The organism is Bradyrhizobium sp. GW821-FHT12B03, from assembly GCF_058807535.1.
Genome location: NZ_JBXAQU010000007.1, coordinates 173,567 through 197,260, shown reverse-complemented (window position 1 = coordinate 197,260; position 23,694 = coordinate 173,567). Strand labels below are relative to the sequence as shown.

Sequence of the window (23,694 nt, the reverse complement as noted above, 5' to 3'; positions counted from 1 at the left end):
GACCGCGTGATCAGCCCGGCTGGAAGCGCGTGCCGATGCCGGCCTTGCTCTGGCCGAGGCCCGGCAATTCCCAGACGCCGGCGCCGGACGGATTGACGTCGGCGGCGATATCGACGTCGATCAGATAGGGCCTGTTGGCGGCAATGCCCTTACGGATCGCCTCGCCAAGATCTCCCGCGCGATCCACCCGCACGCCCTCCACGCCGCACGAGCGCGCCATCGCGGCAAAATCCGGATTGTAGCGCGCACCCGTCTCCGGATGCTTGAAATCGGTCGCAAGCTCGCGGCCACCGAGATAGCCGCGCTGAAGCCCGCGGATCGAGGCATAGGCGTAATTATTCCAGACCACCCAGACCACGGGCAGATTGTACTCGACCGCCGTGCCGAGCACGTTGGCATGCATGAAGAATGCGCCGTCGCCGCACACCGACACGCAGGGCCGGTCGGGCGCCGCGAACTTCGCACCCATCACACCGGCCACGCCAAAGCCCATCGGGCCGAACCCCATCGAGCCGATCAGCGAATCCGGCCGCTTCGGCTTGCAGAAGCCGAGCAGCCAATTGTGGTGCACGCCGATGTCGGAGACGAGGATTGCGTCCTCCGGCAGCGCCTTGTCGATCTCGGCCGCTGCGCGCTGCGGATTGATCGGCGTAGTGTCGTCGGAGAAGCCGGGCGCGACGAACCTGTCCCACTCCTTGCGATAGCCGTCGATCTGCGTCAGCCATTTTTTGCGCGCATCGGATTTCTTGAAGAGATTGTCGCGACGATCGAGCTCGGCATGCAGCTGCCGCAGGAAGGTGCGAACGTCGGCCATTAGTCCGAGTGCGACGGGGTAGTTGCGGCCGATCTCTTCGGGATCGATGTCGACATGGATCAGCCTGGTCGGCGGGATCGTGAAGGAATAACCCGGAATCCACGAACTGGAGGTGCGATCGTCGAAGCGGACGCCGAGCGCGAGCAGCACGTCGGCCTGACGGGTCGCGTGATTGGCCTGGTAATGGCCGGCACGCGCCACGAGGCCGAGCGCAAGCGGATGATTGACGTCCAGCGCGCCGAGCCCGCTCGCGGACGCCGCCACCGGAATCTGGAGCCGCTCGGCCAGCTTGCGCAATTCGTCGGCCGCACCGCCATAGCGCACGCCCTGCCCGACCAGCATCACCGGCCGCTCCGCCGAAAGCAGCATGTCGACCGCTTTCTCGACGCCATCAGGGTCGGCACCGCAGCGGCTGGAGATGTTGGCGCTCCACTCGCTCGCCTTCGGCGCCTCTTCGGCGGCGGCCTCCATGAAGACGTCGAAGGGCACGTCGACCACGACAGGTCCCGGCCGCCCCGTGATCATGGTCTTCCAGGCCTGCCGCACCGCAAGCGGCACCATTTCACCACGCGTCGGCTGAAACACCTTCTTGCACATCGTGCGCACGGTGGAGGGGAAATCGGCCTGGTAGTGCCGGTACATTTCCTGGAATGCGCCCCGGTTGAACTGGCTGGTCGGCACGTTGCCGGTGATCGCCATGAACGGCACCGAATCGAGGAAGGCATTCGCGAGCGAGATTGGCAGGTTCGCCGAGCCCGGCCCACACGAGGTGAAGGTCGCCGTCGGCCGGCCGGAGACGCGGTAATAGACATCAGCCATGAAGCCGGCGACGCTCTCGTGATGCACGGAGATCGTCTTGATCTCGGAAGACCGCTCGTACAGCGCGTCGATGAACTGGATGTTGCCGTGGCCGCAGAGCCCGAACACCTGCGGCACCTTCTCCTGGATCAGATAATCGACAATGACCTGGGCGCCATTGAGCATGTTTTTCGACATCAACCGGTCTCCCTCTCGGCCCGACGACTTCTTCTGTACCGATGCGGGGAACGCGGCCGGTCATCACAGGGCCACCTGGAGCCTATTTCTCATAATGCTGTACGTCAATTTATATTGTGGTAGGTTGTCCGCTTGAGGAAACGCAGTGCCCCGCGCCGACGGCCGCGCGCGTTGCGTGCTAGTCTCGCAAGAATGGAGCCATGACGATTCACGAGAAGGGGGCCTTGTCCTTGAAATCGCGTACCAAGCCCACGACCGGCGAGAAGCCTGCCAGCCCACGCAAGGCCGCGATCGCCAAGCTGGTCCCTGCTACCAAGGCAAATGGCGACGACGAGACCGACGACAAGCAGCGGGGCGGCGGCGTCCAGTCGCTCGGCCGTGCCTTCTCGATCCTCGAGGAAGTGGCGCGTCATCGCGAGGGGATCGGGCTTGCGGAGCTGAGCAAGCTGGTCGGCCTGCACAACTCGACCACCTTTCATCTGGCGAAGACGATGGTCTCGCTCGGCTATCTCCGCCAGGAGAAGGACAGCAAGCGCTACCGCATCGGCCGGCCACTGTTTGCGCTCGCCGCATCCGCGCTCGACGAGATCGAGATGGTCAATGTCGCAACGCCCGTGCTGGAGGAGCTGTCGCGCCAGACCAGCGAAAGCAGCCATTTTGCAGTGCGAATGGGCGATGCCGTGGTTGTCATCGCGCGGACCAGCGGGCCCGGCGCGTTCCAGCTGACCGATCGCGTCGGCGTGGTGCGCCCTGCCCATTGCACCGCGCTCGGCAAGATCATCCTGGCATCGCTCCGCCCGGAACAACTCCGCCGGTTCATCGATCGCGTCGAGCTGAAACCGTCGACGCCGAAATCCATCAGCGATGTCGGTGCGTTGATGCGCGAGATCGCCGAGGTGCAGCGGACCGGCGTCGCCTTCGACGACGGCGAATTCAACATGGAGGTGCGCTGCGTCGCCGTGCCCGTCACCGATTTCACCGGGCAGGTGGTCGGCGCGCTCGGTATTTCCGGCCCGATCTGGCGGCTCTCCAACCAGGCGCTGCATGCCAGCGCCCAGGTCGTGCAGGCCGCTGCCGACCGCCTCTCTGCCGAATTCGGCGCCAACGGCACGGCGCAGAAGGCGCTCACGCAAAAAGCCTGAGCCGCGCGCAGGCGGCGATTTTGCCGGTTGACACCGGCAACGGCGTTCGGGATTATCCTCCAGCATTAGAAAAACGTCTCTCACAATACCGGATACCCGGTTTTGAAGGGAGGCACGCGATGCACCCGGGAGGAGACAGACATGATCCGCTATCCGCGACGGACGTTGTTACGGGCGGGCGCCGCCTTCGTCGGCGCATCCGCACTGGGGTTTCCTGCCATCGTGAGGGCGCAGGCCGAGAAAATCCGGATCGGACACCTGACGCCGCTGACCGGCTTTCTCGGCGTGATCGGCAGCTACGCGCAGCTGGGGGCGAAGCTTGCGGCCGAGGAGATCAACGCGTCCGGCGGCATCCTGGGCAAGCCGATCGACCTGCTCTCGGAGGACTCGATCAACCCGGCGACCGCCGCCACCAAGGCGCAGCGCATGCTGGAGCAGGACGGCGCGGTGGTGCTGCTCGGCGAAATTTCGTCCGCCTCGTCGCTCACCATCATGCAGGTCGCCGAGCGCAACAAGAAGGTGTTCTTCTCGACCGGCGCGCGGTCGGACGCGCTGCGCGGCAAGAACTGCAACAAATACTCCTTCCACTGCGACATCCCGAACACCGTGATGGTCAACGCGGTCGGCACCGCGCTGTCGCAGAAGGGCATGGTGAAGGGCAAGAAGTTCTTCACGCTGACCGCCGACTACATCTTCGGCCACGATCTGCTCAAGGCCGCGAAAGTGTTCTTTGGCGCACATGAGGCCAATTTGATCGGCGACGAGCTGATCGCAACCGATGTCACCGACTTCAGCCCGTATCTGCTCAAGGTGCGGCAGGCCAAGCCGGACGTGGTCTGCTGCAACCTCGCCGGCAACCAGGTGACCAATCTCGTCAAGCAATATGCCGAATTCGGCTTCCCCTATCCGCTGGTCGGCTTCAACCTCAACACCGGCGACGCCTGGGCCGCGGGCGCGGGCAATCTCAGCGGCACCTGGCCGACGGTCTGGTATCACACGCTGGACAATCCGGCGTCGCAGGCCTTCGTCGCCGCCTTCACGAAGAAGTACGGCAAACCGCCGGAGAACCACGCCTGGATCGACTACGTCACGCTGAAGCTGCTGGCGGAGGCCATCAACACCACCAAGTCCACCGATAGCGCTGAGCTGATCGCCTATTTCGAGAAGCAAGCCCAGTTCGACATCGGCAAGGCGCGCAAAGCCTATTTCCGCGCCTGGGACCATCAGCTGGTGCAGGAGGCCTATCCCTTCACCGTGAAGCCGAAGGATCAGATGAAGGACCAGTGGGACATGCTGGTGCTCGGCGAAGCGGTCCCCGCGGCGAACGATCCGCTGGAGACGATCTATCCGACCAAGGAACAGAATCCCTGCGAGATGAAAGCCTGACGCCGGGATCGCGCAGCAAGGCGGACGCCACATGCAGTTCGAGTTCTTGCTGGAACAGGTGGTGAATGGCCTCGTGCTCGGCGGCTATTATCTGCTCATCGCGCTCGGGCTGTCGCTGATCTTCTCGGTCGGCGGGATCGTTAACCTCGCGCATGGCGCCTTCTATGCGCTCGGCGCCTATGTCTGCGTCGAGCTGACGAAACGCCTCGGCTTCGGCTCCTCCGTCGTGATCTCGCCACTCGTGGTCGCCCTGCTCGGCATCCTGTTCGAACGATTCATCCTGCGACGCTTCTACACGGCCGACCCGATCCTCAGCCTGCTCGTCACCTTCGGCCTTGCGATGGTCGCAGAACAGGCGATCCGCATGATCTGGGGCGCCGCGCCCGTCTCGACCGAGATCCCGCAAGCCTTTCGCGGCTCGGTCATCGTCGGCGACTTCCTGTTCTCGCGCTATCGCCTCTTGATCCTCGCCGTCGTCGCCGCGGTGCTGCTCGGCATCTGGCTGCTGCTGCACAAGACCTCGTTCGGGCGCGTGGTGCGCGCCGGCATCCAGCGGCCGGACATGGTCGCTGCCCTCGGTATCCGGCTTCAACCCTACATGACCGCGATCGTGATGCTCGGCGTCGGCATGGCTGCGCTCGGCGGCGCCTTCTTCGCGCCGATCACGACCGTGCATCCGGCGATGGGCGCGGACATCATGACGGTGGCCTTCGTGGTCGTCGTGATCGGCGGGCTCGGCAGCTTCTGGGGCGTCGTCATTGCCGCCCTCCTCGTCGGCGTGGTGCGCGGCATCGCCATCCATTTTGAGCCTGCGGCCGGCGAAGCCTCGATCTACATCCTGATGTTCCTGGTGCTGCTGGTGCGTCCGCGCGGCCTGCTCGGCGAGCGCATCGAGAAGTTCGAATGAGGAGAGCCTCGACCATCGCGAAGCTGAAGCCGCTGCTGATCGCAGCTGCGGCGGTCGTTGCCCTGCCCTTCCTGCTGAAGGCATTCGGCCTGTCGCTAAACACCGGCACCTGGATCGTCGGCCTTGCGATCGCGACCATGGGGCTCAATCTCTGCATCGGCTATACCGGCCTCGTCTCGTTCGGCCACAGCGCCTGGTTCGGCATCGGCGCCTACGCGGCCGGCCTGATCCAGTTGCGCTTCTTCCCCGGCGACATCTGGCTACCGCTGCTGGGATCGATGGTGGTCGTCGCGGTCGCATCGGCCGTAACAGGCATGCTGATCCTGCGCCGGCGCGGCGTCTATTTCTCGCTGCTGACGCTGGCGCTCGCCGCGCTCGTCTACACCACCGCGTTTCGCTGGACCAGCGTCACCGGCGGCGAGGACGGGCTCGGCGGCTTGAAGCGCGGCGGCATCGGCCCCGTCAGCTTCGACAGCGCGATGAACTATTACGTTGTGGTCGCAATCATCGGGCTCGCCGTGCTCTATATGCTGATGCGCCTGGTGCGCTCGCCGTTCGGGCATGTGCTGGTCGCGATCCGCGAGAACCAGCTGCGGGCGAGCTTTCAGGGCTATCCGGTCGAACGCTACAAGCTGGCGGTGTTCGTGATCTCCGCCATGGTCACCGGTCTTGCCGGCGCGCTGATCGCGTTCCTGAACTATCTGGTCTCGGCCGAAGCCGTCTCGGTGCCGTTCGCCGGCGAGCTGCTGGCGATGGTGGTGATCGGCGGCATGCGCAGCCTGCTCGGCCCCGCGCTCGGCGCGCTGTTCTTTATCCTGTTCCGCGAACTGTTCTCGATCTGGACGTCGGACTGGCTGTTCTGGTTCGGCCTCACCTTCGTGGCCTTCGTGATGTATTCGCCCGGCGGCCTCGTCGGCATCGGCGCGCTGGTCATGCGGCACCTCCGTCCCGCGCCTGAAGAATCGGCGGCGATGAGCCGGCGCAAGATTCATGAGGGCCTGCCGCTGCCGGACTTCCTGCGGCCGGAATCGCTGAAGGGCACCGTGCTGGACGTCAGCGGCGTCTCGCGAAAGTTCGGCGGCATCCGCGCCGTCGAGAACGCCAGCATCAAGGTCGCCGCCGGCGAGATCCACGCGCTGATCGGCCCGAACGGTGCCGGCAAGACCACGCTGTTCAATCTGGTCTCCGGCCTCTATGCACCCGACCAGGGCACGATCCGCCTGCAAGGCCGCGACATCGCCGGCGTGCCGGCGAATGCCATCTGCCACCTAGGTCTGGCGCGCTCGTTCCAGATCACCAATCTGTTTCGCGGACTGACCATCTACGAGAATCTGCGCCTGTCGCTGCAGGCGCGGCACGGCATGCGCTTCAACATCTGGAACGACATCGACGCGTATCCGGAGATACACGCCGAGACCGCGGCGCTGACGAAATTCCTCGGCCTCGAAGGCATCGAGGAGATCGAGGGTGGCGAGCTCTCCTATGGCGGGCAGCGGCTGGTCGATCTCGGCATCGCGCTAGGCTCCAGGCCGCAGGTGCTGCTGCTCGACGAGCCGCTCGCGGGCCTCGCTGCGGCCGAGCGCGAGCGCGTCTCCAACCTCGTCAAGAACATCGCGGCCAACATTCCCGTGCTGATCGTCGAGCACGACATCGACCGCGTGCTCGGCTTCTCGCAAATCGTGACCGTCATGAACCAGGGCGAGGTGCTGATGTCCGATTGCCCCGGGGCGGTGCGGGCCGATTTGCGGGTGCAGGAGATCTACACCGGCAGGGGCATTCCCGCCGTCGAGCATCGGCGCAACATGGGGGAGGCCCGCGCGCGCGACACTGTGCTGCGCCTCGGCGGCGTCAACACGTTTTACGGCAAGAGCCACATCCTGAGCGACGCCGCGCTCGACGTGCGCGAGGGCGAGATCGTCGCGTTGCTGGGCCGCAATGGCGCCGGCAAGTCGACGCTGCTCAAGACCATTGCCGGTCTCGTGCCGGCAGCCTCCGGCACGATCGACTATCGCGGCTCGGACATCGCAAGCCTTCCCGCCCCTGACATCGCGCGCCGCGGTATCGGCTATGTGCCGCAGGGGCGCGGGCTGTTCGCCGGGATGACCGTGCGCGAAAACCTCGCGCTCGGGCGGCTCGCGCGCAAGACCGACGGCAGCGACGGCGTGGTCTGGAACGAGGAGCAGATCCTGCAATACTTCCCACGCCTGAAGGAGCGCATGAACGTTGCAGCCGACTATCTCTCCGGCGGCGAGCAGCAGATGGTCGCGGTCGCCCGCGCCATGTCGGGCAATGTCCGCCTGCTGCTGCTCGACGAGCCGTTCGAGGGCCTCGCACCGGCCGTGACGCTGGAGCTGTTTGGAGTGTTCGACCAGCTCCGCGAGAAGATGTCGATCGTGATCGTCGAGCACAATCTCGACCTCGTGCTGGCGCTCGCCGACCGCGTCTTCGCGCTGGAGCGTGGCGCCGTGTTCCATCAGGGACCGGCGGCGCCGCTGCTGAACGATCTCGGCTATCGCAAGCAGATTCTATGGTTGTGACGGAAACAGGTGCGCTCCCTCCCCCGCTTGCGGGGGAGGGCTGGGGAGAGGGTCTTGCGGCAACAAGATAATCCCCCAGCGGATAGAGCCCTCACCCGGCGCTACGCGCCGACCTCTCCCGCAAGCGGGAGAGGTGCAGCGGAGCCTGCCGCTCCGCCGCCCTCCTACTCCGCCTTGATGTTCGCGGCCGCCACGACCTCGGCAAGCTCCTTGGTCTCCTTCGCGATCTTCGCGGCATACTCAGTCGGGCTGAGCACGCTGACGACACCCTGCGAGCCGAGCTTCTCCGCGACCGCCGGGTCCTTCGCCGCCGTGACGATCTCCCGGTGCAGCGTCTCCAGGATCGGCGCGGGCACGGCCTTCGGCATGAAGAAGCCGACCCAGAACGACAGGTCGAAGCCGGGATAGCCGGCTTCCGCAACCGTCGGCACGTCAGGCAGCGCCGGAAGCCGCTCGGCGGAGGACACCGCGAGCGCGCGCAGCTTGCCGGCCTTCACCAGCGGCACGGCGGAGAGCGGATCGAACACCGCGAGCACCTCTTGCGCGAGGATGCCGACCTCTGACGCGGCACCGCCGCGATACGGCACGTGGATCATCTTGATGCCGGCTTTCTGGCCGAGCAGCTCCATGGCGAGATGGGCGAGGTTGCCGTTGCCGCCCGAGCCGTAGGCGAGCTCGCCCGGCTTCGCCTTCGCTGCGGCGACGAGATCGGCGACGGTCTTGATGTCGGCAGTCCTGGGATTCTCGGGATTGACCACCAGCACGAGCGGCGCAGAGACGACGGTGGTGAGCGGCGCGAAGTCCTTTTCCGGATCGTAGCGGATATCCTTGAAGAGGGTCTTGTTGAGCGTGATGGTGGAGGAGTTGCAGGCGAGCATGGTGTAGCCGTCGGCGTCCGCATGCGCCACGCCTTCGGCGGCGATCATGCCGTTGGCGCCGGCGCGGTTCTCGACCACGAAGGGCTGGCCGAGCCTGTTGCTCAGGCGGTCGCCGATGATGCGCGCGACCACGTCGACGGGACCGCCGGCGCTGAAGCCGACCATGATCTTCACCGGCCGCGTCGGATATTTCTGCGCGAGGGCCTGTGTCGACAGCGTACACGCGCAGAGCCCGGCGACGAGCGCGAGCAGGCGAGCCGTTCGTTGCATTCGTTTTCTCCCCAGACCTCGACGCCGCTTGTGCATGCTTGTTGGTGCGGCGCGTGTGAGCGGCATGATTAGCGGCCGGGCGGGATTTCGCAATCGCGTTCGCGCGTCGGCATTCCGCCGTGCGGCAGGCAAACGCCGCTTCCAAACAAAAAATGCGAAAACAACCCCATGCACAGTAAGCCGGCGCTTGCGAGATCAAGCACTTGGGCAGGATCGCGATTCTTTTTCGGATGTTACGAATCGCATTTGACACGTCGGGCAAAACAGGAGCAGAATGGCATCATCGCGATCACCGTAAGCGGCACGGCCTCCCCGGCCACAGGCGCATCGACACGGTCGCGCGTAAGCCCTTCATCGACATCCAAAAATTCGTATCCGCGCGCCACGAGCGAACGCTCGTTCGCGCGCCTGCGCCGGCAAAGGACACAGCCCATGACGACATCTCTGAGCCACCACACACCCTCGCCGCTTGCGGCAACCGATTGTAGCAGTCCCGCCGTGAACCCCCGCGTGAGACTCTACAAGCGGCGCATCGCGATCAACCATCCCGACCCGCAAGCCGGCGAGCGGCTGCTGGCCGAAGCGCTCGGTGCCGTCGACCGCGACGCGCTCCACGGCATGCTGAGGCAATTGGCCAAGGCGAGCGCGGTCGGACAGAAGCCCGACGAGGCCAATCTCGCCTTCATGATCTCGACGATCAGGAGCATCGCGCCGAAGGATTCCATCGAGGCCATGCTGGTCTCCCAGATGGTCTCCGTTCATTTGGCGGCGATGCGCTGCGCCTGCCGCCTCGCCTGCACGGACGATCTTCCGCAGCAGGAGACCGTGACACGCGCATTGGCCCGCCTCGCCCGCACCTTCGCCGCTCAGGTCGAGGCCCTGAGCCGCCACCGCAACATCGACGAGCGCGCGATCACGGTGAAAAACCTGTCGGTGCAGGACGGCGGACGCGCGATCGTGGGCAACGTCACGCAGCATGCCAACGTGATTGTTGCGGAGGCGGGCCCGAGCGAGGCAAGGCAAGGGGCCGGCCTATGACCGGCCATCACGCCCGCAACACCGGCCCGATGCAGGCCAGTCCCCGCTGCGGCGCCAGGACCCGCAACGGCGGCACGTGCCGCGCGCCGGCGGCGCACGGCAAGGCGCGCTGCCGCATGCACGGCGGCGCGCGGAGGAGCGGCGCGCCGAAGGGCAACGGGAATGCGCGAACGCATGGGCTGTTTTCAAGGGAGGCGATCAACGAGCGAAGGCAGATCGAGGCTCTGCTCGATGAGACGCACAAGGTGCTGCGGGAACTGTCGACATGAGGCGATACGATATCAATTCGACTTCAGAAACAGGTCTAGCTGTCTCGGTCGACCCAACCGGTGGCAATCGCGCTGGCCCAGGCCGGCATGCCTCTTTTGCGGGCCAATGCCGCCATGGCCGTGGTGTCATAGGGAACGTATCGGATCGTCGCGGACCACCATCCTCCAGACTGCTCCAGAATTGCGTAGCACGCGTGAGGCGTCCCGGTCTCGACGACGTAAGGAACAGGCGTTCGCCCATCATAGCCGGGTAACCCGACGCTGCCGGGATTGACGATCATTCGTCGATCCCTCAAACGCAGCACGCGCGGGATGTGCGTGTGTCCGCAAAGGATGAGCCGGGCATCGATGCCTTCAGCGCCCGCCTCGACAACGTCGATCGGGCTCGCGCGGACGGCGCCGTCGGCCGTGACGTAGTCGAGCCAAAACGCAGCATCGTCCCTTGGCGACGCGTGGCAAAGCAACACATCCTCCCGATACATGAGCGTGGATGGCATGCCGGCCATCCAGTCGAAGTGCTTGCGTTCGAGCTGCCGGAAATCGCTCCGGGCCGAGATCCCTGCCTGCGACAGCTCAACCAGAATTCGATCCTGGTCACCCTGCACGGATGGAAAGCCCCGCTCGATCAGCAGATCCGCAGTCCGGGCCGCCTCCAGCGGACCGCTGACGTGATCGCCAAGGTTCACGACCTCGCTGATGCCAAGGGCGGCTATGTCCGCGAGCACGGCTTCGAGTGCCGGGCAGTTTCCGTGGACATCCGCGATGGCGGCAAACTTCATCTCGCCCTCCCCCTTCGGGACGGCCGACGACATTCCGGATGCGGGACGATGCAGGCGTAGCGGTTCTCTTTAGCTGCATTTTTGAAAGCGCCCGCAAGCTGAGTCAAATCGGCGCTATCAGGATAAGTACCATCAGCCGCCGAGCACAGGCAAGTGATCCTGGCTGGCTCCGTTCGGGTGCCTCGACCTCAGCGAAAACGCGCGAAGTAATACGCAAGCTCCGCGATCTGATCCTTGCTGACCGTCTGCATCACGTCCGCCATCGTCGCATCATAGCCGTGGCGAGTATTGTCCTTGTATTCGGCGAGGGTCTTGGCGAGATAGTCCTCGCGCTGATTGGCGATGCGCGGCACGTTCTCCTTTCCGGAGTAATCGGTGTTGTGGCAGGTGTTGCAGCGGTTCTGCCTTGCGAGCGCTTCGCCGCGCGCCATCCGTGCGCCGTCTGCGGCATCGGCCGGCGGCGCGGGCTTCGGCAGCGTGGCAATGAAGTCGGAGAAGGTGCTCAGGTCGGCGTCCGTCAGCGATTTCGCCATCTCGTTCATCGGCTCGAACACGCGCAGCTTCTCGCGGAACATGAAGAGCTGGATCAGCGCGTAAGGTGCCTGCTGGCCGCCGAGCGACGGCGTATTCTCGGTCTCGGAGGTGCCGCGCTCGCCGTGACAGGCCAGGCACGGCGCGGCGCGCTCGTGGATTTCCGCGCTGGCCGGGAAGGCAAGCGAAGCGAGCGCCACGGCGGCGGTGAGTGTTCTGTTCATTGGCCGCTTCCCGCGCACTCCGTCATTGCGAGCGAAGCGAAGCAATCCAGAGATGTTTCCACGGAAACAGTCTGGATTGCTTCGTCGCCAGCGCAAAATTGCTTCGCAATTTTGTCGCGGGCTCCTCGCAATGACGACGGTTACTACCTGTTGTGAGTTACTTCGCCGCGACCTTCTGCTTGCCGTAGGTGATGCGGTAGACTGCGCCGTTCCAGTCGTCGGAGACCAGCAGCGAGCCGTCCTTCAGCTGCATCACGTCGACAGGGCGGCCGACATACTTGTTGTCCTCGAGGAATCCGGTCAGGAACGGCTCCATCGACTTCACGGTCCCGTCCTTGTTCAGCTTGACGAGGACGACGTCACCGCCCTGCTTCTGCGACTTGTTCCAGGAGCCGTGGCGCGCGACGAAGATCGCATTCTTGTACTGCTTCGGGAACATGCTGCCGGTGTAGAAGCGCATGCCGAGCGCCGCGGTGTGCGGACCCATCAGGCCCACCGGGGCGGTGTAGTTCTTGCAGTCCTTGCCCCAGCCGAGCTCCTGGTCGATGATGTTGCCCTGGTAGCAGAAAGGCGCGCCGAAATCCTCGCCCGCCTTGCTGACGCGGTTGAGCTCGTCCTCCGGCACCGTCTCCGACAGCCAGTCGCGGCCGTTGTCGGTGAAGTAGAGCTGCTTGGTTTCAGGATTCCAGTCGAAGCCGACAGTGTTGCGCACGCCGACCGCGTAGACCTCGGCGCCGGAGCCGTCGAGATTCATGCGGCGGATCTGGCCGTGATCGGCGTCATGCAGCACATTGTTGCCGGGTTGGCCGACCGGGACATAGAGCTTGTTGTCGGGGCCGATCGCGATGAACTTCCAGCCATGCGCCTCGTCCTTCGGCAGCTTGTCGTAGATCAGCGTCGGCTTCGGCGGGTTGTCCAGGACATCGTCGATCTTCTCGATCTTGGAAACCTTCGACAGCTCGGCGATGTAGAGCGTGCCGTCCTTGAAGGCGACGCCGTTCGGACGATAGAGGCCGGACGCGATCACCTTGACCGACCGTTTGCCGTCCTTCTCCGCGATCGCATAGACCTTGTCGACGAGACGGCTGCCGACGAACACCGTGCCCTTGTCGCTTTGCGCGAGCGAGCGCGCATTCGCCATGCCGGAGGCATAGACCTCGATGTTGAAGCCCGCGGGCACCTTGAGCTTGGCGAGCGGCAGCTTGTCGGCCTGCGCCGGAATCGGCGGCGGCGCGACGGGGGCAAGCTTGGCGGCGGCCTCGCCGTCCGGGCGCCCGATCAAGGGGGAACCCGGAGGCAGCGGCTGGGCGGCGGGCGGACTGGCCGGCTGCTGCGCCGCGGCAGACAACGTGAACGCACCGAAGACAGCGCCGGCCAGCAACAGGCGGCGCGTGGCGAATGAAATATCCGGCATGGTGTCTCTCCCCAAAGCGGAAGCCGTCTTCCAGACGTTGGCGCGTCCGCGGCTTTTCCGGGTCACAGTGTGTGAATTCGTCCGAACAAATGCAATCGGAAACATCCGGGAATACGGATGCGCCGGCGGCGCTCATGGCGGGCAGCGGCGCAGCAGAGAAAATTTCCATGCTATTTTGAAATATGGCTTTGCGGTCGTGGGGAGCGACGCGCCGACAACGTCAATCAGTTACTGCGCTGCAAGAACCCTGGACTTCTTCGGGGCGATCTTTTCGGCCACGTCCAGATCGTCGTTGCCGGCAACATCGTCGTGATGATCCTGTCCTGCGTGTTGCGTCGGGCTGAACCATTGCGAGAGACGATCGAGATAGAGATAAACCACCGGCGTGGTGAACAGCGTCAGGACCTGGCTGACCAGCAAGCCGCCGACCATGGCGTAGCCGAGCGGCTGACGGAGCTCCGAGCCGGTGCCGTGGCCGAGCATCAGCGGCACACCGCCGAGCACTGCCGCCATCGTGGTCATCAGAATCGGGCGGAAGCGCAGCAGGCAGGCCCGGCGGATGGCCTCCACCGGCGACAGGCCCTGATCCCGCTCCGCCACGATCGCAAAGTCCACCAGCATGATGCCGTTCTTCTTGACGATGCCTATCAGCAGGACGAGGCCGATCAGCCCGATCAGGCTGAAGTCGAAATGGAAGATCAGGAGCGTCGCCAGCGCGCCGACGCCGGCCGACGGCAAGGTCGACAGGATCGTCAGAGGGTGAATGTAGCTCTCATAGAGCATGCCGAGAATGAGATAGACCACGATCAGCGCCGCGACGATCAGCAGGGGCACCGAGGAGAGCGATTCCTGGAACGCCTTCGCCGTACCCGCGAACGTGGAGGTGACGGCGGCCGGCACGTTCATCTGCCGCTCTACCGCGTCGATCGCCTGCGTCGCCTGGCCGAGCGCAACGGTGGGCGCGAGGTTGAAGGAAATCGTGACCGCCGGAAACTGGCCCTGATGATTGATGGCCAGCGGGCGCACCGGCGCCGTGGTCCACCTGGTGAACGCCGATAGCGGCACCTCGCCCCCCGTCGTCGGGGAACGCAGGTAGATCTGCTCCAGTGTGGACGGATTCTTCTGGAGCGAGGGCAGCACCTCGAGGACGACATAGTAGGTGGACAATTGGGTGAAATAGGTCGCGATCTCCCGCTGCCCGAATGCGTCATACAAGGTCGCATCGATCACGTCGGGGGTGATCCCGAAACGCGCGGCCTGATTGCGGTCGATCGACAGCGTCAGCGTCGTACCGGACGTCTGCTGATCGGACGCGACGTCGCGCAGCTCGGGCATCTCCTTCATCCTGGCGAGCAGCTTCGGGGCCCATGTGTTGAGCTGGTCCATGTCGGTTGACTGCAGGGTGAACTGAAATTGCGTCCGGGACGCCCGGCCGCCGACGCGCACGTCCTGCGCCGACTGGAGGTAGAGACGCGCGCCCTGCACCTTCGCCGTCTGGACCTGAAGGCGGCGGATCACCTGGTCGGCCGAGGCGGTACGCTCATCGCGCGGCTTCAAGGTGATATACATCGTGCCGTCGTTGAGCGTATTGCCGCTGCCGCCCATCCGCATCGCCATGTGATCGATCGCCGGATCCTTCAGCACGATGGCGCCAATCGCCTGCATGTGCCTGGCCATGTCCGCGATCGACACGTCCTGAGAGGTCTCGACGATCCCGGTGATCAGGCCGGTGTCCTGCTGCGGAAAGAATCCTTTGGGGATGATCACGAACAGATAGACCGTCAGTGCGATGGTCGCGAAGAACACCATCAGGGTGGCGAAGCGGAAGCGCAGCACGAGGTCGAGGCCGCGCTCGTAGCCGTCCACGAGGCCCTGGAACATCCGCTCGCTGAGCATATAGAGCCGGCCATGGCGCTCCTCGTCGTGCGACTTGAGGAAGCGCGACGCCATCATCGGCGTCAGCGTCAGCGACACGAAGGCCGACACGGCGATCGTCATCGCCAGCGTCACCGAGAATTCGCGGAACAGGCGGCCGATGATGCCGCCCATCAGCAGCAGCGGGATCAGCACCGCGATCAGCGACACCGAGATCGAGAGGATCGTGAACCCGATCTCGCCGGCGCCCTTGATCGCGGCGGCCATCGGCGTCTCGCCTTCCTCGATATAGCGCGTGATGTTCTCCAGCATCACGATGGCATCGTCGACCACGAAGCCGACCGCGATGGTGAGGGCCATCAGGGACAGATTGTCGAGGCTGTAGCCGGCCATCCACATCAGCGCGCAGGCGCCCAGCAAGGCGAGCGGCACCGTGATCGACGGGATGATGGTGGCCCAGAGACTGCGCAGGAACGCGAAGATCACCATCACGACGAGGCCGATCGTCAGCAGCAGCGTGAACTGCACGTCCTTCACAGCCGCGCGGATCGTCTGCGTGCGGTCCGACAGCACCGAGACCTTGATGGCCGGCGAGATGCCCGCCTGCAGATGCGGCAGCTGCTTCATGACGTTGTCGACGGTGTCGATCACGTTGGCGCCGGGCTGCTTGAAGATCACCAGGAAGACGCCCGGCTTGCCGTCGACCCAGCCATACTGGGTATTGTCCAGCGGCGCGCTGACGGCATGGCCGATGTCGCCGACGCGGACGGGACTGCCGTTCCGGTAGGCGATGACGATGTCGTTCCACGCCTCGGCCTTGGTGAACTGGTCGTTGGCATAGACGGTGTAGGTGCGGGTATCTCCGTTGAGCGTTCCCTTGGGATTGTTGACCGTGATCACCGAGAGCGGGGTGCGCACGTCTTCCAGCGACAGGCCTTTGGCGACCAGCTTGGCGGGATCGATCTGGACGCGGATCGACGGCGCCTGCTGTCCGCCGACGGCGACCTGGCCGACGCCGCTGATATGGCTGATCGCCTGGGCGAGCTTGGTGTAGGTCTCGTCGGACACCTGCGTCATCGGCAGAGTCGTCGACGTCGCGCCGAGCGTGAGAATGGGCGAGTCGGCCGGATTGACCTTTCTATAGGTCGGCGGGGTCGGCATGTTCTTGGGCAATTGCCCGCTCGCGGCGTTGATGGCGGCGAGCACGTCGGACCCGGCGCCGTCGATGTTGCGCGACAGATCGAACTGCAGAACGATCTGGGTGGAGCTGGTCTGGCTCTGCGATGTCATCTCCGAGACGCCGGGAATGAGCGCGAACTGCGATTCGAGCGGCTGCGCGACCGAGGATGCCATCGTCTCGGGATCCGCACCCGGAAGATTGGCAGAGACCTGGATCGTGGGGAAGTCCACCTCCGGCAGCGGCGCCACCGGCAGTTGCGGATAGGCGATGATCCCGACGAAGACGATGCCGACCATCAGCAGCGACGTCGCGATGGGCAGGCGAATGAACGGAGCCGAGATGCCGCCAGCCATGTCAGTCAGCCGATCCGGTCTTGGTATCGGGCTTGGGGTCGGACTTGGCTTGAGCGGCGCTCGCGCTCGCATCCGCCGTCGGCGTGCCCTGCGGCTTGTCGTCGACCAGCGCGCCATCGAACAGGCGCGACTGCCCGGCCACCACGATCCTGTCTCCGACGTTCAGGCCTTCGGAGACCACAGCATTGGCGTCGCCACTCTGACTGACCTTGATCGGCCGCGCGCTGACCTTGCCATTGTCGCCGATCACATAGGCGAACAGACCTGCCGGCCCATGCTGCACGCCATCCTGCGGCACGACGATGACGTCCTTGCGCGTGTCGACCAGCATCCGCGTGGTGACTGAAAGACCCGGCCACAGCGCGTTGTCCTTGTTGTCGAACCGCGCTTTCAGGCTGATGGTCCCGGTGGCCTGGTTCACCGAATTGTCGATGATCACGAGCCTACCCTGCGACAGCGTCATGGCTCCGTCCGAGGTCAGCGCCTCCACCGGCACCTCGCCGGAATCATGGGCCCTGTCGATGGCCTGCAATTGCTCTTCGGGCTCGGTGAACTGCACCGCGATCGGCTGCAGCTGGGCGATGGTGACGATCCCCGTCGTATCCGCGGCATGGACGATGTTGCCGGGGTCCACCAGGCGGAAACCGGTTCGTCCGCTGATCGGCGCCCTGATCGAGGTGTAACCGAGATTGGTCTGCGCGTTGTCGATGGCGGCCTGGTCGCCCTTCACCTGCGCGGTCATCTGATCGACCAGCGCCTGCTGGGTGTCGAGATTCTGCTGGGTCTCGAATTGTTGTTTCGCGAGCTTCTGAAATCGCTCGAGGTTCAACTGGTCGTTCCTCAGGGTGGCTTCGTCCTGCGCCTTCTTCGCCACCGCCTGCTCGAGTGCCGCGGTAAAGGGGCGTTGATCGATTTCCAGAAGCGGGTCGCCCTCCTTCACCATCTGGCCCTGCTTGAAGAACACCTTGGTGATCTGGCCATCGACGCGGCTCTTGACCGTCACCGTCTTGAACGGCGAGACGACACCGAGACCATAGGTGTGCACGGGAAAGTCGGCCTTCTTCACGACGAACGAGGTCACGGGGATCTTCGCCGCGGCCTGGTCGGAAGCGCTTTGCGCGGCCGCCGCGACGGGCTCGACACTTCCGACGAACACGTACCACAGGCCGCAGGCCAGCACGGCTGCTGCAAGGATTCCAAACAGCGCAACGCTGAGCTTCGGTCGACGCATCAAATCGATTGTCCTCGAACTGTTTGCGCCTGCATCAGCAGAACCTGCTGCTTGCGCGTCAAACCGTTGCTTGAGGCTGAAAGTATTGCGGACAAAATCCCGACGGCAAAATAACGATTGCGTGCGACAATCTGTCCAAACCGTCATGTTCGTTCATCGCGACACGCGTTGCTCGCATCGAACACATCCCGCAGAGGAAAAGCAGAAACAGACGGAAACGACATGGAGAGATGGAAAGGCTGCTGCGGCATCACGCTGAATTGCGCCGGTAATCTCGAATTTAACGAACGCTCGACTCAACTCGGGCCCTATCATCGAAATTCAGCAAGCACTGCTCGATGAGAACGAGGCGCAAGATGATGGCCGAGCAACCGAAGCAATGGGGAAACGTCGTACCCTTTCGAACGCGATCGCACGCGCGCAGAGATCCGGATGATGATGCGCGGCCCAGCAGCATTCTGCGCATGCTCGATCTCTCGAAGTTCGAGCGAGGTCGTCCCGCCGCCGGGACCGGCGCCAGCATGCGCTCGAACATCGCAGCGATCGTTCTGCTCGGGCTTCTCGTCGTCGTTGCGACCGAGGACTTCTCCAGGCTCGAGCGATCGAACCTGTGCTTCGACAAATCCGAGTGCAGGAATTGAGGCGCGCTTGATCGATCGGCGACGTCACGCCGAACCGTCGTTTCAGCGACATCGATGCGGGGCGTGGCAACGGAATAGAAGCTCCGGTCAACGTGAACGTCGAGCGCCCGGTCTGCGCGCCCGCCATTGGCATCCTCGCTCCGATCGTGTAACCCGGCCAAAACGCTTGCCGGGACGAAACGCTCATGACCACCGCCGCCGCTGACGACGCGGGCACTGCCACCCGCGCGCTGATCTTCGCGCTGGTCGCGCTCGCCTGCGGGCACATGCTCTCGACCTTGCTGCGCACGATCCCCGCGATCAGCCTCGACCTGATGGCGGCGGATTTCCATATCGAGCCGCAGGCGCTGGCGAGCCTCACCTCGGTCTATCATTTTGCCTTTGCGGCCTCGCAGATTCCGGTCGGCGCGGCGATGGACCGGTTCGGCGTGCGCCCGGTGTCGCTCGCCTTGCTGGCGGGAACCGTGTTCGGCGCGCTGGCGTCGGGCTTTGCGACGGGACCGGAGAGTTTTGCGGTCGGGCAGCTGCTGCTTGGTGTTGCCACCTCGGGCATGCTGATGTGCCCGATGACGCTGGCGGCCAAGCAATTGTCGGCGGCGCGCTTCGGGCTGTGGTCGGGCGCGATCCTCTCGATCGGCAATATCGGCATGCTCTTGTCGTCGAGCCCGCTCGCCTTCGTGATCGACACTTACGGCTGGCGCGCCGGGTTCTGGATCTCCGCGATCGGCGGCATCGCGGTCGCGCTCACCGTGTTCGTGCTGGTGCCGAACCAGCCGGCGGAGCACAAGGACGAGTCCTCGCCGTTGTCACAGATGATCGAGGTGCTCAGGCTCGGCCTGTCGCGGCCGCTGCGCGGCCTGATCGCGCTGGCGCTGGTGTCGCTGGCGACCTCGCTGGTGCTGCGCGGCCTGTGGGGCGGGCCGTGGCTGATGCAGGTCAAGGGATTGTCGCGCGTCGAGGCCGGCAACCAGCTCGGCGCCTTCACGCTGGCGATGATCGCAGGTCCCCTCCTGATCGGCATGATCGATCGCAGGCTCGGCCGCCGCCGCGAGCTGGTGGCGAGCACGCACATGATCGGGGCGCTGCTATTGGCCCTGATGGCGTTAGGAGCCCCGCACTATCTGGTCTCGATGCTGCGCGGGGTGCCCGTGATGCCGCCGCAATACGATCTCGTGCTGTTCGTGCTCATCGGCCTTGCCACCTCCGCCCAGCCGCTGCTGTTCGGCATGTCCCGTCAGCTCGTCGATGCGCAGACCGCCGGCAAGGCGCTCGCCGCGATCAACCTCGCGTTCTTCCTCGGCGCGGCGCTGATGCAGTCGCTCACGGGCGCGGTGGCCGCGCTCGCGGGCTTGCCGGCGGTGCTGCTGTTCATGGCAGCGATGCTGGCAATCGGCGTGCTGGTCTTCATCGCCTATACGTCGCCGGCTCGCGGAACGGGTTGAGCGTTTCGTTCACGCCATCCTTGCACGGATCCAAGCCGTCCGGGGGCCGAGATCAGTACTTCGCGACCACCGGTCCGCCGAAGCGATAATTGACCCTGAGGGTCGCTTGCTCGACGGTCAGCCGCGAGCTTGACGTCCCCGTCGCGAACACGCCGCCGAACCCATCGGGAACGGTGAAGGCGACGCTGCGGCGACCGAAGTCGGTATAACGATATTCGCCGGCGAGGCTCCAGTTCGGCGTGAACGCCCATTCGATGCCCGCGCCGACGGTCCAGCCCCAGCGCGTGGTCGAGCCGCCGTTTGTTGCCGTGAACGTTCCCGCCGGGATGGAGATACCCGGGCCGTTGACGACAGTGGTTTTGGAGCCACCGACCTCGGCCACGGCGGCGCCGCCGGTGACGTAGAACAACGCCCGGTCCACCGTGACGCTGGCGCGCCCGCGGAAGCTGGCCATCCAGTCGATATGGCCGAAATCGACCGTCACCGTCTGCGTGACTGCCGGAGCAAATGTCGGGGCACCAAAGGTGCGCGAAGCGGTGGCGCTGCCGCCTTTCAATCCGCTGCCGACCGCGTCGGCCTCGACGCCGAGCACGAACTGCTGGACCTGCCAATTGTAACCGATCTGGCCGCCGCCGATGACGCCGCTGCGGCGTCCGTCTCCGGCAAGAGTGCCAGTCTGTCCGGGAACAATCGTCAGCACGGCCGCGACCGGGGGCGTCACGCCGAAAGGGGGGAACAGCGGTCCGGCATCGCTGCCGCCGCTGCTGGGAGTCCAGGCGCCGCCGACATTGGCGCCGACGTAGAATCCGGTCCAGCTGAAGATCTGCGCGGCGACCGGCATCGGTCTCGCCTTGGCCGCCATATCCGCAGCACCTGCCGCCACGGTACCGAAGAGTAAGGCACTTCCCGCAATTGCCGCGATCCGCATCGTCGCCCCCAAAGATCTTCCGGCATGCATCGGCGTGCCGCAGCGCCAAAAACAACCTAGGTTAGAGGCGAATCGTAGCCGAAGCTGTCACCGGACAGCAACATTCAGACACATTATGTCCGCGCGAAGCGTCCATCCCCAGCGATCCCGCAAGTCCGCAGGGATGCGCCCGCGCCCCCCTCGCGCTGCAGGTCCCGGGACCATGCACGCCCGGCAACGCAGCGCCGCCGTTCATGCGTCGAGGCAGCCTTGCACAACGGCGTGCTGCAAGGGATGCTGACGCGCACATCGCATCAAGGAAATGAAGTTCATGCCCGTCGACACCAAAGCCGCCACTGATCGTCTCATGCGTTTCCTCGCCATCGAGGGCGTCACCGGACAGGAGGCGGCGATCGGGCGTGAGCTTACCGCCGCGCTGAAAGAGAGCGGCGTGCCGGCCAAGGCGATCCGGCTCGACGACGCCAACACGCGCATTCCGGTGCCGACCGAGACCGGCAACCTCATCGTCGACCTGCCCGGCCGCGGCGCGCTGCACAACCAGCCGCGCATCATGTTCATGACCCACATGGACACCGTGCCGCTCTGCGCCGGCGCCAAGCCGAAGAAATCCGGACGCAAGATCGTCAACGAGGCCAGGACCGCGCTCGGCGGCGACAATCGCTGCGGCTGCGGCGTGCTGGTGACGCTGGCCGCCGAGCTCGAGAAGCAGAAGCTCGACCATCCGCCGATCACGCTGCTGTTCTGCGTGCGCGAGGAGAGCGGGCTCTATGGCGCGCGCCACGTCAAGCTCGACGAGCTCGGCTCGCCGGTGATGGCCTTCAACTATGACGGCGGCTCGGCTTCCAACGTCGTCATCGGCGCGGTCGGCGCCGACCGCTGGACCGTCGAGATTTTCGGCCGCGCCTCGCATGCCGGCGTCGCGCCGGAGCGCGGCATCTCCTCGACCATGGTCATGGCGCTCGCGCTTGCCGACGTGAAGGCCGGTGGCTGGTTCGGCAAGGTGGTGAAGGGAAAGGGCGCGAGCGCGCGGATGGGCACCAGCAATGTCGGCCCCGTCACCGGCGGCGAGGGCCGCCCGGCGGGCGATGCCACCAATGTCGTCACCGACTACGTGCATGTGCGCGGCGAATGCCGCAGCCATGACGGAAAATTCTTCAAGGAGATCACCAAGGCCTACAAGGCCGCGTTCGAGAAGGCGGCCAAGAAGGTGACGAACGCGCAAGGCAAATCCGGCAAGGTCAAGTTCAAGGCCGAGACCGACTATTATCCGTTCCGCATGAAGGAGAACCTCCCCGTCGTCAAACGCGCGATCGAAGCCGTGTCCGCGGTCGGCGGCACGCCGAATGTCCGCGCCGCCAATGGCGGACTGGACGCGAACTGGATGGTCCGCCATGGCGTTCCGACCGTGACCTTCGGTGCCGGCCAGAACGAGGCGCACACGATCGACGAATGGATCAATCTCGACGAATATGACCGCGCGTGTGCGCTGGCCGTGCAGCTCGCGACGATGCGGTGAGTCGAGTCCGTAGGGTGGGTTGGCCGAAGGCGTAACCCACCAATTTGCTTTCCGCGGCGACGGAAGTGGTGGATTACGCCGTGCAGATGCGCTTCGCACCTTTGCACGGCTAATCCACCCTACGAACCAACAAAGCGCGTAGGATGGGGAGAGCGCAGCGAAACCCATCGCCCAACCGATTGAAGATGATGGGTTTCGCTGCGCTCTCCCCATCCTACAAAAAGAAAACGCAGGGAGGCCAAATGGCACGCATCGCGACAATCGAGTCCGGACTCTACCGGATTCCCCTCCCCGTCACGCTCTCGGACTCCACGCATGGTGAGATCGCGGCGTTCCAGCTGATCACCTGCCGCATCCGCGATGCCGATGGCGCCGAGGGCGTCGGCTACACTTACACGGTCGGGCGCAATGGCGGTGCTGTCGCCGACATCCTCAAGCGCGAGATCCCGCCGCTGGCCGAGGGACGCGAGGCCGACGACACCGAGGCGATCTGGCATCACGTCTGGTGGGGCCTGCATTATGGCGGCCGCGGGGGACCTGCGGTGCTGGCGCTGTCGGCGCTCGACATCGCGCTGTGGGACCTGAAGGCGCGGCGCGCCAAGCTGCCGCTGTTTCGCCTGCTCGGCGGCTTCGACGCGCACGTGCCGTGTTACGCCGGCGGCATCGACCTCGATCTGTCGGTCGAGGCGCTGCTCGCGCAGACCGACGGCAATCTCGCAAAGGGCTTTCGCGCCATCAAGATGAAGGTCGGCCGGCCCGATCTCAAATCCGACGTCGCGCGCGTCGCGGCGATGCGCAAGCATCTCGGCGACGGCTTTCCGCTGATGGCGGACGCCAACATGAAATGGACGGTCGAGGACGCGATCCGCGCCGCACGCGCCTTCGTTCCCTACGACCTCACCTGGCTGGAGGAGCCTGTTATCCCCGACGACGTCGCGGGCCACGCCCGCATCATGCAGGCCGGCGGGGTACCGATCGCGGCGGGCGAGAATCTGCGCTCGCTGTGGGAGTTCAAGAACTACATCGTCGCCGGCGCGGTGTCCTATCCCGAGCCCGATGTCACCAATTGCGGCGGCGTCACCGCCTTCATGAAGATCGCGCGGCTGGCGGAAGCCTTCAACCTGCCCGTCACCAGCCACGGCGCGCACGACATCACCGTGCACCTGCTCGCGGCCTGCCCGAACCGGTCGTATCTGGAAGCCCACGGTTTCGGGCTGGACACCTATATCGAGCACCCGCTGGTGCTCGAGGACGGCAAGGCGCTGGCACCGTCGCGGCCGGGCCACGGCATCGGCTTCGACTGGAAGGGGCTGGCGAAGCTTTCGCCGTTGGGCAATCCGTGA

18 protein-coding genes are annotated in these 23,694 nt (G+C 65.0%); 10 read left to right on the top strand and 8 right to left on the bottom strand.

The features are described from left to right. Positions 1-10: 10 nt before the first annotated feature. Positions 11-1,810: a thiamine pyrophosphate-binding protein gene (locus tag AC1RUR_RS16280; protein WP_492845679.1), complete on the bottom strand. Its 1,800-nt coding sequence runs from the start codon at positions 1,808-1,810 to the stop codon at positions 11-13. A gap of 200 nt (positions 1,811-2,010) precedes the next feature. Here AC1RUR_RS16280 and AC1RUR_RS16275 point away from each other — a divergent pair, with 200 nt between their 5' ends. The 4 genes from AC1RUR_RS16275 to AC1RUR_RS16260 all read left to right on the top strand — a co-directional run bounded on the left by AC1RUR_RS16275 (position 2,011) and on the right by AC1RUR_RS16260 (position 7,782). Beyond that, the gene (locus tag AC1RUR_RS16275; protein WP_492845677.1) at positions 2,011-2,952 is read left to right on the top strand and encodes an IclR family transcriptional regulator; all 942 of its coding nucleotides are present in this window, start codon (positions 2,011-2,013) and stop codon (positions 2,950-2,952) included. A 141-nt stretch (positions 2,953-3,093) separates the two neighbouring features. After that, a complete protein-coding gene (locus AC1RUR_RS16270) occupies positions 3,094-4,338 on the top strand; it encodes an ABC transporter substrate-binding protein (RefSeq protein ID WP_492845675.1) in 1,245 nt (414 codons plus the stop codon). A 31-nt stretch (positions 4,339-4,369) separates the two neighbouring features. Continuing rightward, complete coding sequence (locus AC1RUR_RS16265) at positions 4,370-5,245, top strand: branched-chain amino acid ABC transporter permease (protein WP_492845673.1); 876 nt, start codon at positions 4,370-4,372, stop codon at positions 5,243-5,245. Beyond that, the gene (locus tag AC1RUR_RS16260) at positions 5,242-7,782 is read left to right on the top strand and encodes a branched-chain amino acid ABC transporter ATP-binding protein/permease (protein ID WP_492845671.1); all 2,541 of its coding nucleotides are present in this window, start codon (positions 5,242-5,244) and stop codon (positions 7,780-7,782) included. The genes AC1RUR_RS16265 and AC1RUR_RS16260 overlap by 4 nt, the downstream gene beginning before the upstream one ends. A gap of 164 nt (positions 7,783-7,946) precedes the next feature. Here AC1RUR_RS16260 and AC1RUR_RS16255 read toward each other — a convergent pair whose 3' ends face one another. After that, positions 7,947-8,930: a Bug family tripartite tricarboxylate transporter substrate binding protein gene (locus AC1RUR_RS16255; protein WP_492845669.1), complete on the bottom strand. Its 984-nt coding sequence runs from the start codon at positions 8,928-8,930 to the stop codon at positions 7,947-7,949. Between the two features lie 432 nt (positions 8,931-9,362). On the opposite strand from AC1RUR_RS16255, the gene AC1RUR_RS16250 reads away from it, so the two are divergent. Beyond that, positions 9,363-9,968, top strand: coding sequence for a hypothetical protein (locus AC1RUR_RS16250; RefSeq protein ID WP_492845667.1), 606 nt, complete (start codon positions 9,363-9,365; stop codon positions 9,966-9,968). Continuing rightward, positions 9,965-10,237: an HGGxSTG domain-containing protein gene (locus AC1RUR_RS16245; protein ID WP_492845665.1), complete on the top strand. Its 273-nt coding sequence runs from the start codon at positions 9,965-9,967 to the stop codon at positions 10,235-10,237. The genes AC1RUR_RS16250 and AC1RUR_RS16245 overlap by 4 nt, the downstream gene beginning before the upstream one ends. A gap of 35 nt (positions 10,238-10,272) precedes the next feature. Here AC1RUR_RS16245 and AC1RUR_RS16240 read toward each other — a convergent pair whose 3' ends face one another. The 5 genes from AC1RUR_RS16240 to AC1RUR_RS16220 form a co-directional block, all read right to left on the bottom strand. Then, on the bottom strand, positions 10,273-11,016 hold the full coding sequence (locus tag AC1RUR_RS16240) for a metallophosphoesterase family protein (protein ID WP_492845663.1): 744 nt from the start codon (positions 11,014-11,016) through the stop codon (positions 10,273-10,275). Between the two features lie 188 nt (positions 11,017-11,204). Continuing rightward, positions 11,205-11,771: a c-type cytochrome gene (locus tag AC1RUR_RS16235; protein ID WP_492845661.1), complete on the bottom strand. Its 567-nt coding sequence runs from the start codon at positions 11,769-11,771 to the stop codon at positions 11,205-11,207. A gap of 157 nt (positions 11,772-11,928) precedes the next feature. Further along, complete coding sequence (locus tag AC1RUR_RS16230) at positions 11,929-13,185, bottom strand: PQQ-dependent sugar dehydrogenase (protein WP_492845659.1); 1,257 nt, start codon at positions 13,183-13,185, stop codon at positions 11,929-11,931. 228 nt (positions 13,186-13,413) lie between these two features. After that, positions 13,414-16,593 (bottom strand): efflux RND transporter permease subunit, encoded by a 3,180-nt coding sequence (locus AC1RUR_RS16225; protein ID WP_492845657.1) that lies wholly within the window; start codon positions 16,591-16,593, stop codon positions 13,414-13,416. A gap of 1 nt (position 16,594) precedes the next feature. After that, a complete protein-coding gene (locus AC1RUR_RS16220) occupies positions 16,595-17,827 on the bottom strand; it encodes an efflux RND transporter periplasmic adaptor subunit (RefSeq protein WP_492845655.1) in 1,233 nt (410 codons plus the stop codon). 461 nt (positions 17,828-18,288) lie between these two features. On the opposite strand from AC1RUR_RS16220, the gene AC1RUR_RS16215 reads away from it, so the two are divergent. Both AC1RUR_RS16215 and AC1RUR_RS16210 read left to right on the top strand, forming a co-directional pair. Beyond that, positions 18,289-18,465, top strand: a complete 177-nt coding sequence (locus AC1RUR_RS16215) for a hypothetical protein (protein ID WP_492845653.1) — start codon at positions 18,289-18,291, stop codon at positions 18,463-18,465. Between the two features lie 185 nt (positions 18,466-18,650). Next, complete coding sequence (locus AC1RUR_RS16210; RefSeq protein WP_492845651.1) at positions 18,651-19,907, top strand: MFS transporter; 1,257 nt, start codon at positions 18,651-18,653, stop codon at positions 19,905-19,907. A gap of 52 nt (positions 19,908-19,959) precedes the next feature. On the opposite strand, the gene AC1RUR_RS16205 is transcribed toward AC1RUR_RS16210, so the two are convergent. Beyond that, positions 19,960-20,835, bottom strand: coding sequence for an outer membrane protein (locus AC1RUR_RS16205; RefSeq protein WP_492845649.1), 876 nt, complete (start codon positions 20,833-20,835; stop codon positions 19,960-19,962). A gap of 310 nt (positions 20,836-21,145) precedes the next feature. On the opposite strand from AC1RUR_RS16205, the gene AC1RUR_RS16200 reads away from it, so the two are divergent. Further along, complete coding sequence (locus AC1RUR_RS16200) at positions 21,146-22,351, top strand: M20/M25/M40 family metallo-hydrolase (protein ID WP_492845647.1); 1,206 nt, start codon at positions 21,146-21,148, stop codon at positions 22,349-22,351. 242 nt (positions 22,352-22,593) lie between these two features. After that, entirely contained in the window at positions 22,594-23,694 is a 1,101-nt protein-coding gene (locus tag AC1RUR_RS16195) for a mandelate racemase/muconate lactonizing enzyme family protein (protein ID WP_492845645.1), read from the top strand.

What these genes read in the sequence shown, in the direction of transcription:
- AC1RUR_RS16280 (WP_492845679.1), bottom strand. Translation starts at nt 1,810, where the DNA reads ATGTCGAAAAACATGCTCAATGGCGCCCAGGTCATTGTCGATTATCTG.
- AC1RUR_RS16275 (WP_492845677.1), top strand. Translation starts at nt 2,011, where the DNA reads ATGACGATTCACGAGAAGGGGGCCTTGTCCTTGAAATCGCGTACCAAG.
- AC1RUR_RS16270 (WP_492845675.1), top strand. Translation starts at nt 3,094, where the DNA reads ATGATCCGCTATCCGCGACGGACGTTGTTACGGGCGGGCGCCGCCTTC.
- AC1RUR_RS16265 (WP_492845673.1), top strand. Translation starts at nt 4,370, where the DNA reads ATGCAGTTCGAGTTCTTGCTGGAACAGGTGGTGAATGGCCTCGTGCTC.
- AC1RUR_RS16260 (WP_492845671.1), top strand. Translation starts at nt 5,242, where the DNA reads ATGAGGAGAGCCTCGACCATCGCGAAGCTGAAGCCGCTGCTGATCGCA.
- AC1RUR_RS16255 (WP_492845669.1), bottom strand. Translation starts at nt 8,930, where the DNA reads ATGCAACGAACGGCTCGCCTGCTCGCGCTCGTCGCCGGGCTCTGCGCG.
- AC1RUR_RS16250 (WP_492845667.1), top strand. Translation starts at nt 9,363, where the DNA reads ATGACGACATCTCTGAGCCACCACACACCCTCGCCGCTTGCGGCAACC.
- AC1RUR_RS16245 (WP_492845665.1), top strand. Translation starts at nt 9,965, where the DNA reads ATGACCGGCCATCACGCCCGCAACACCGGCCCGATGCAGGCCAGTCCC.
- AC1RUR_RS16240 (WP_492845663.1), bottom strand. Translation starts at nt 11,016, where the DNA reads ATGAAGTTTGCCGCCATCGCGGATGTCCACGGAAACTGCCCGGCACTC.
- AC1RUR_RS16235 (WP_492845661.1), bottom strand. Translation starts at nt 11,771, where the DNA reads ATGAACAGAACACTCACCGCCGCCGTGGCGCTCGCTTCGCTTGCCTTC.
- AC1RUR_RS16230 (WP_492845659.1), bottom strand. Translation starts at nt 13,185, where the DNA reads ATGCCGGATATTTCATTCGCCACGCGCCGCCTGTTGCTGGCCGGCGCT.
- AC1RUR_RS16225 (WP_492845657.1), bottom strand. Translation starts at nt 16,593, where the DNA reads ATGGCTGGCGGCATCTCGGCTCCGTTCATTCGCCTGCCCATCGCGACG.
- AC1RUR_RS16215 (WP_492845653.1), top strand. Translation starts at nt 18,289, where the DNA reads ATGCTCGATCTCTCGAAGTTCGAGCGAGGTCGTCCCGCCGCCGGGACC.
- AC1RUR_RS16210 (WP_492845651.1), top strand. Translation starts at nt 18,651, where the DNA reads ATGACCACCGCCGCCGCTGACGACGCGGGCACTGCCACCCGCGCGCTG.
- AC1RUR_RS16205 (WP_492845649.1), bottom strand. Translation starts at nt 20,835, where the DNA reads ATGCGGATCGCGGCAATTGCGGGAAGTGCCTTACTCTTCGGTACCGTG.
- AC1RUR_RS16200 (WP_492845647.1), top strand. Translation starts at nt 21,146, where the DNA reads ATGCCCGTCGACACCAAAGCCGCCACTGATCGTCTCATGCGTTTCCTC.
- AC1RUR_RS16195 (WP_492845645.1), top strand. Translation starts at nt 22,594, where the DNA reads ATGGCACGCATCGCGACAATCGAGTCCGGACTCTACCGGATTCCCCTC.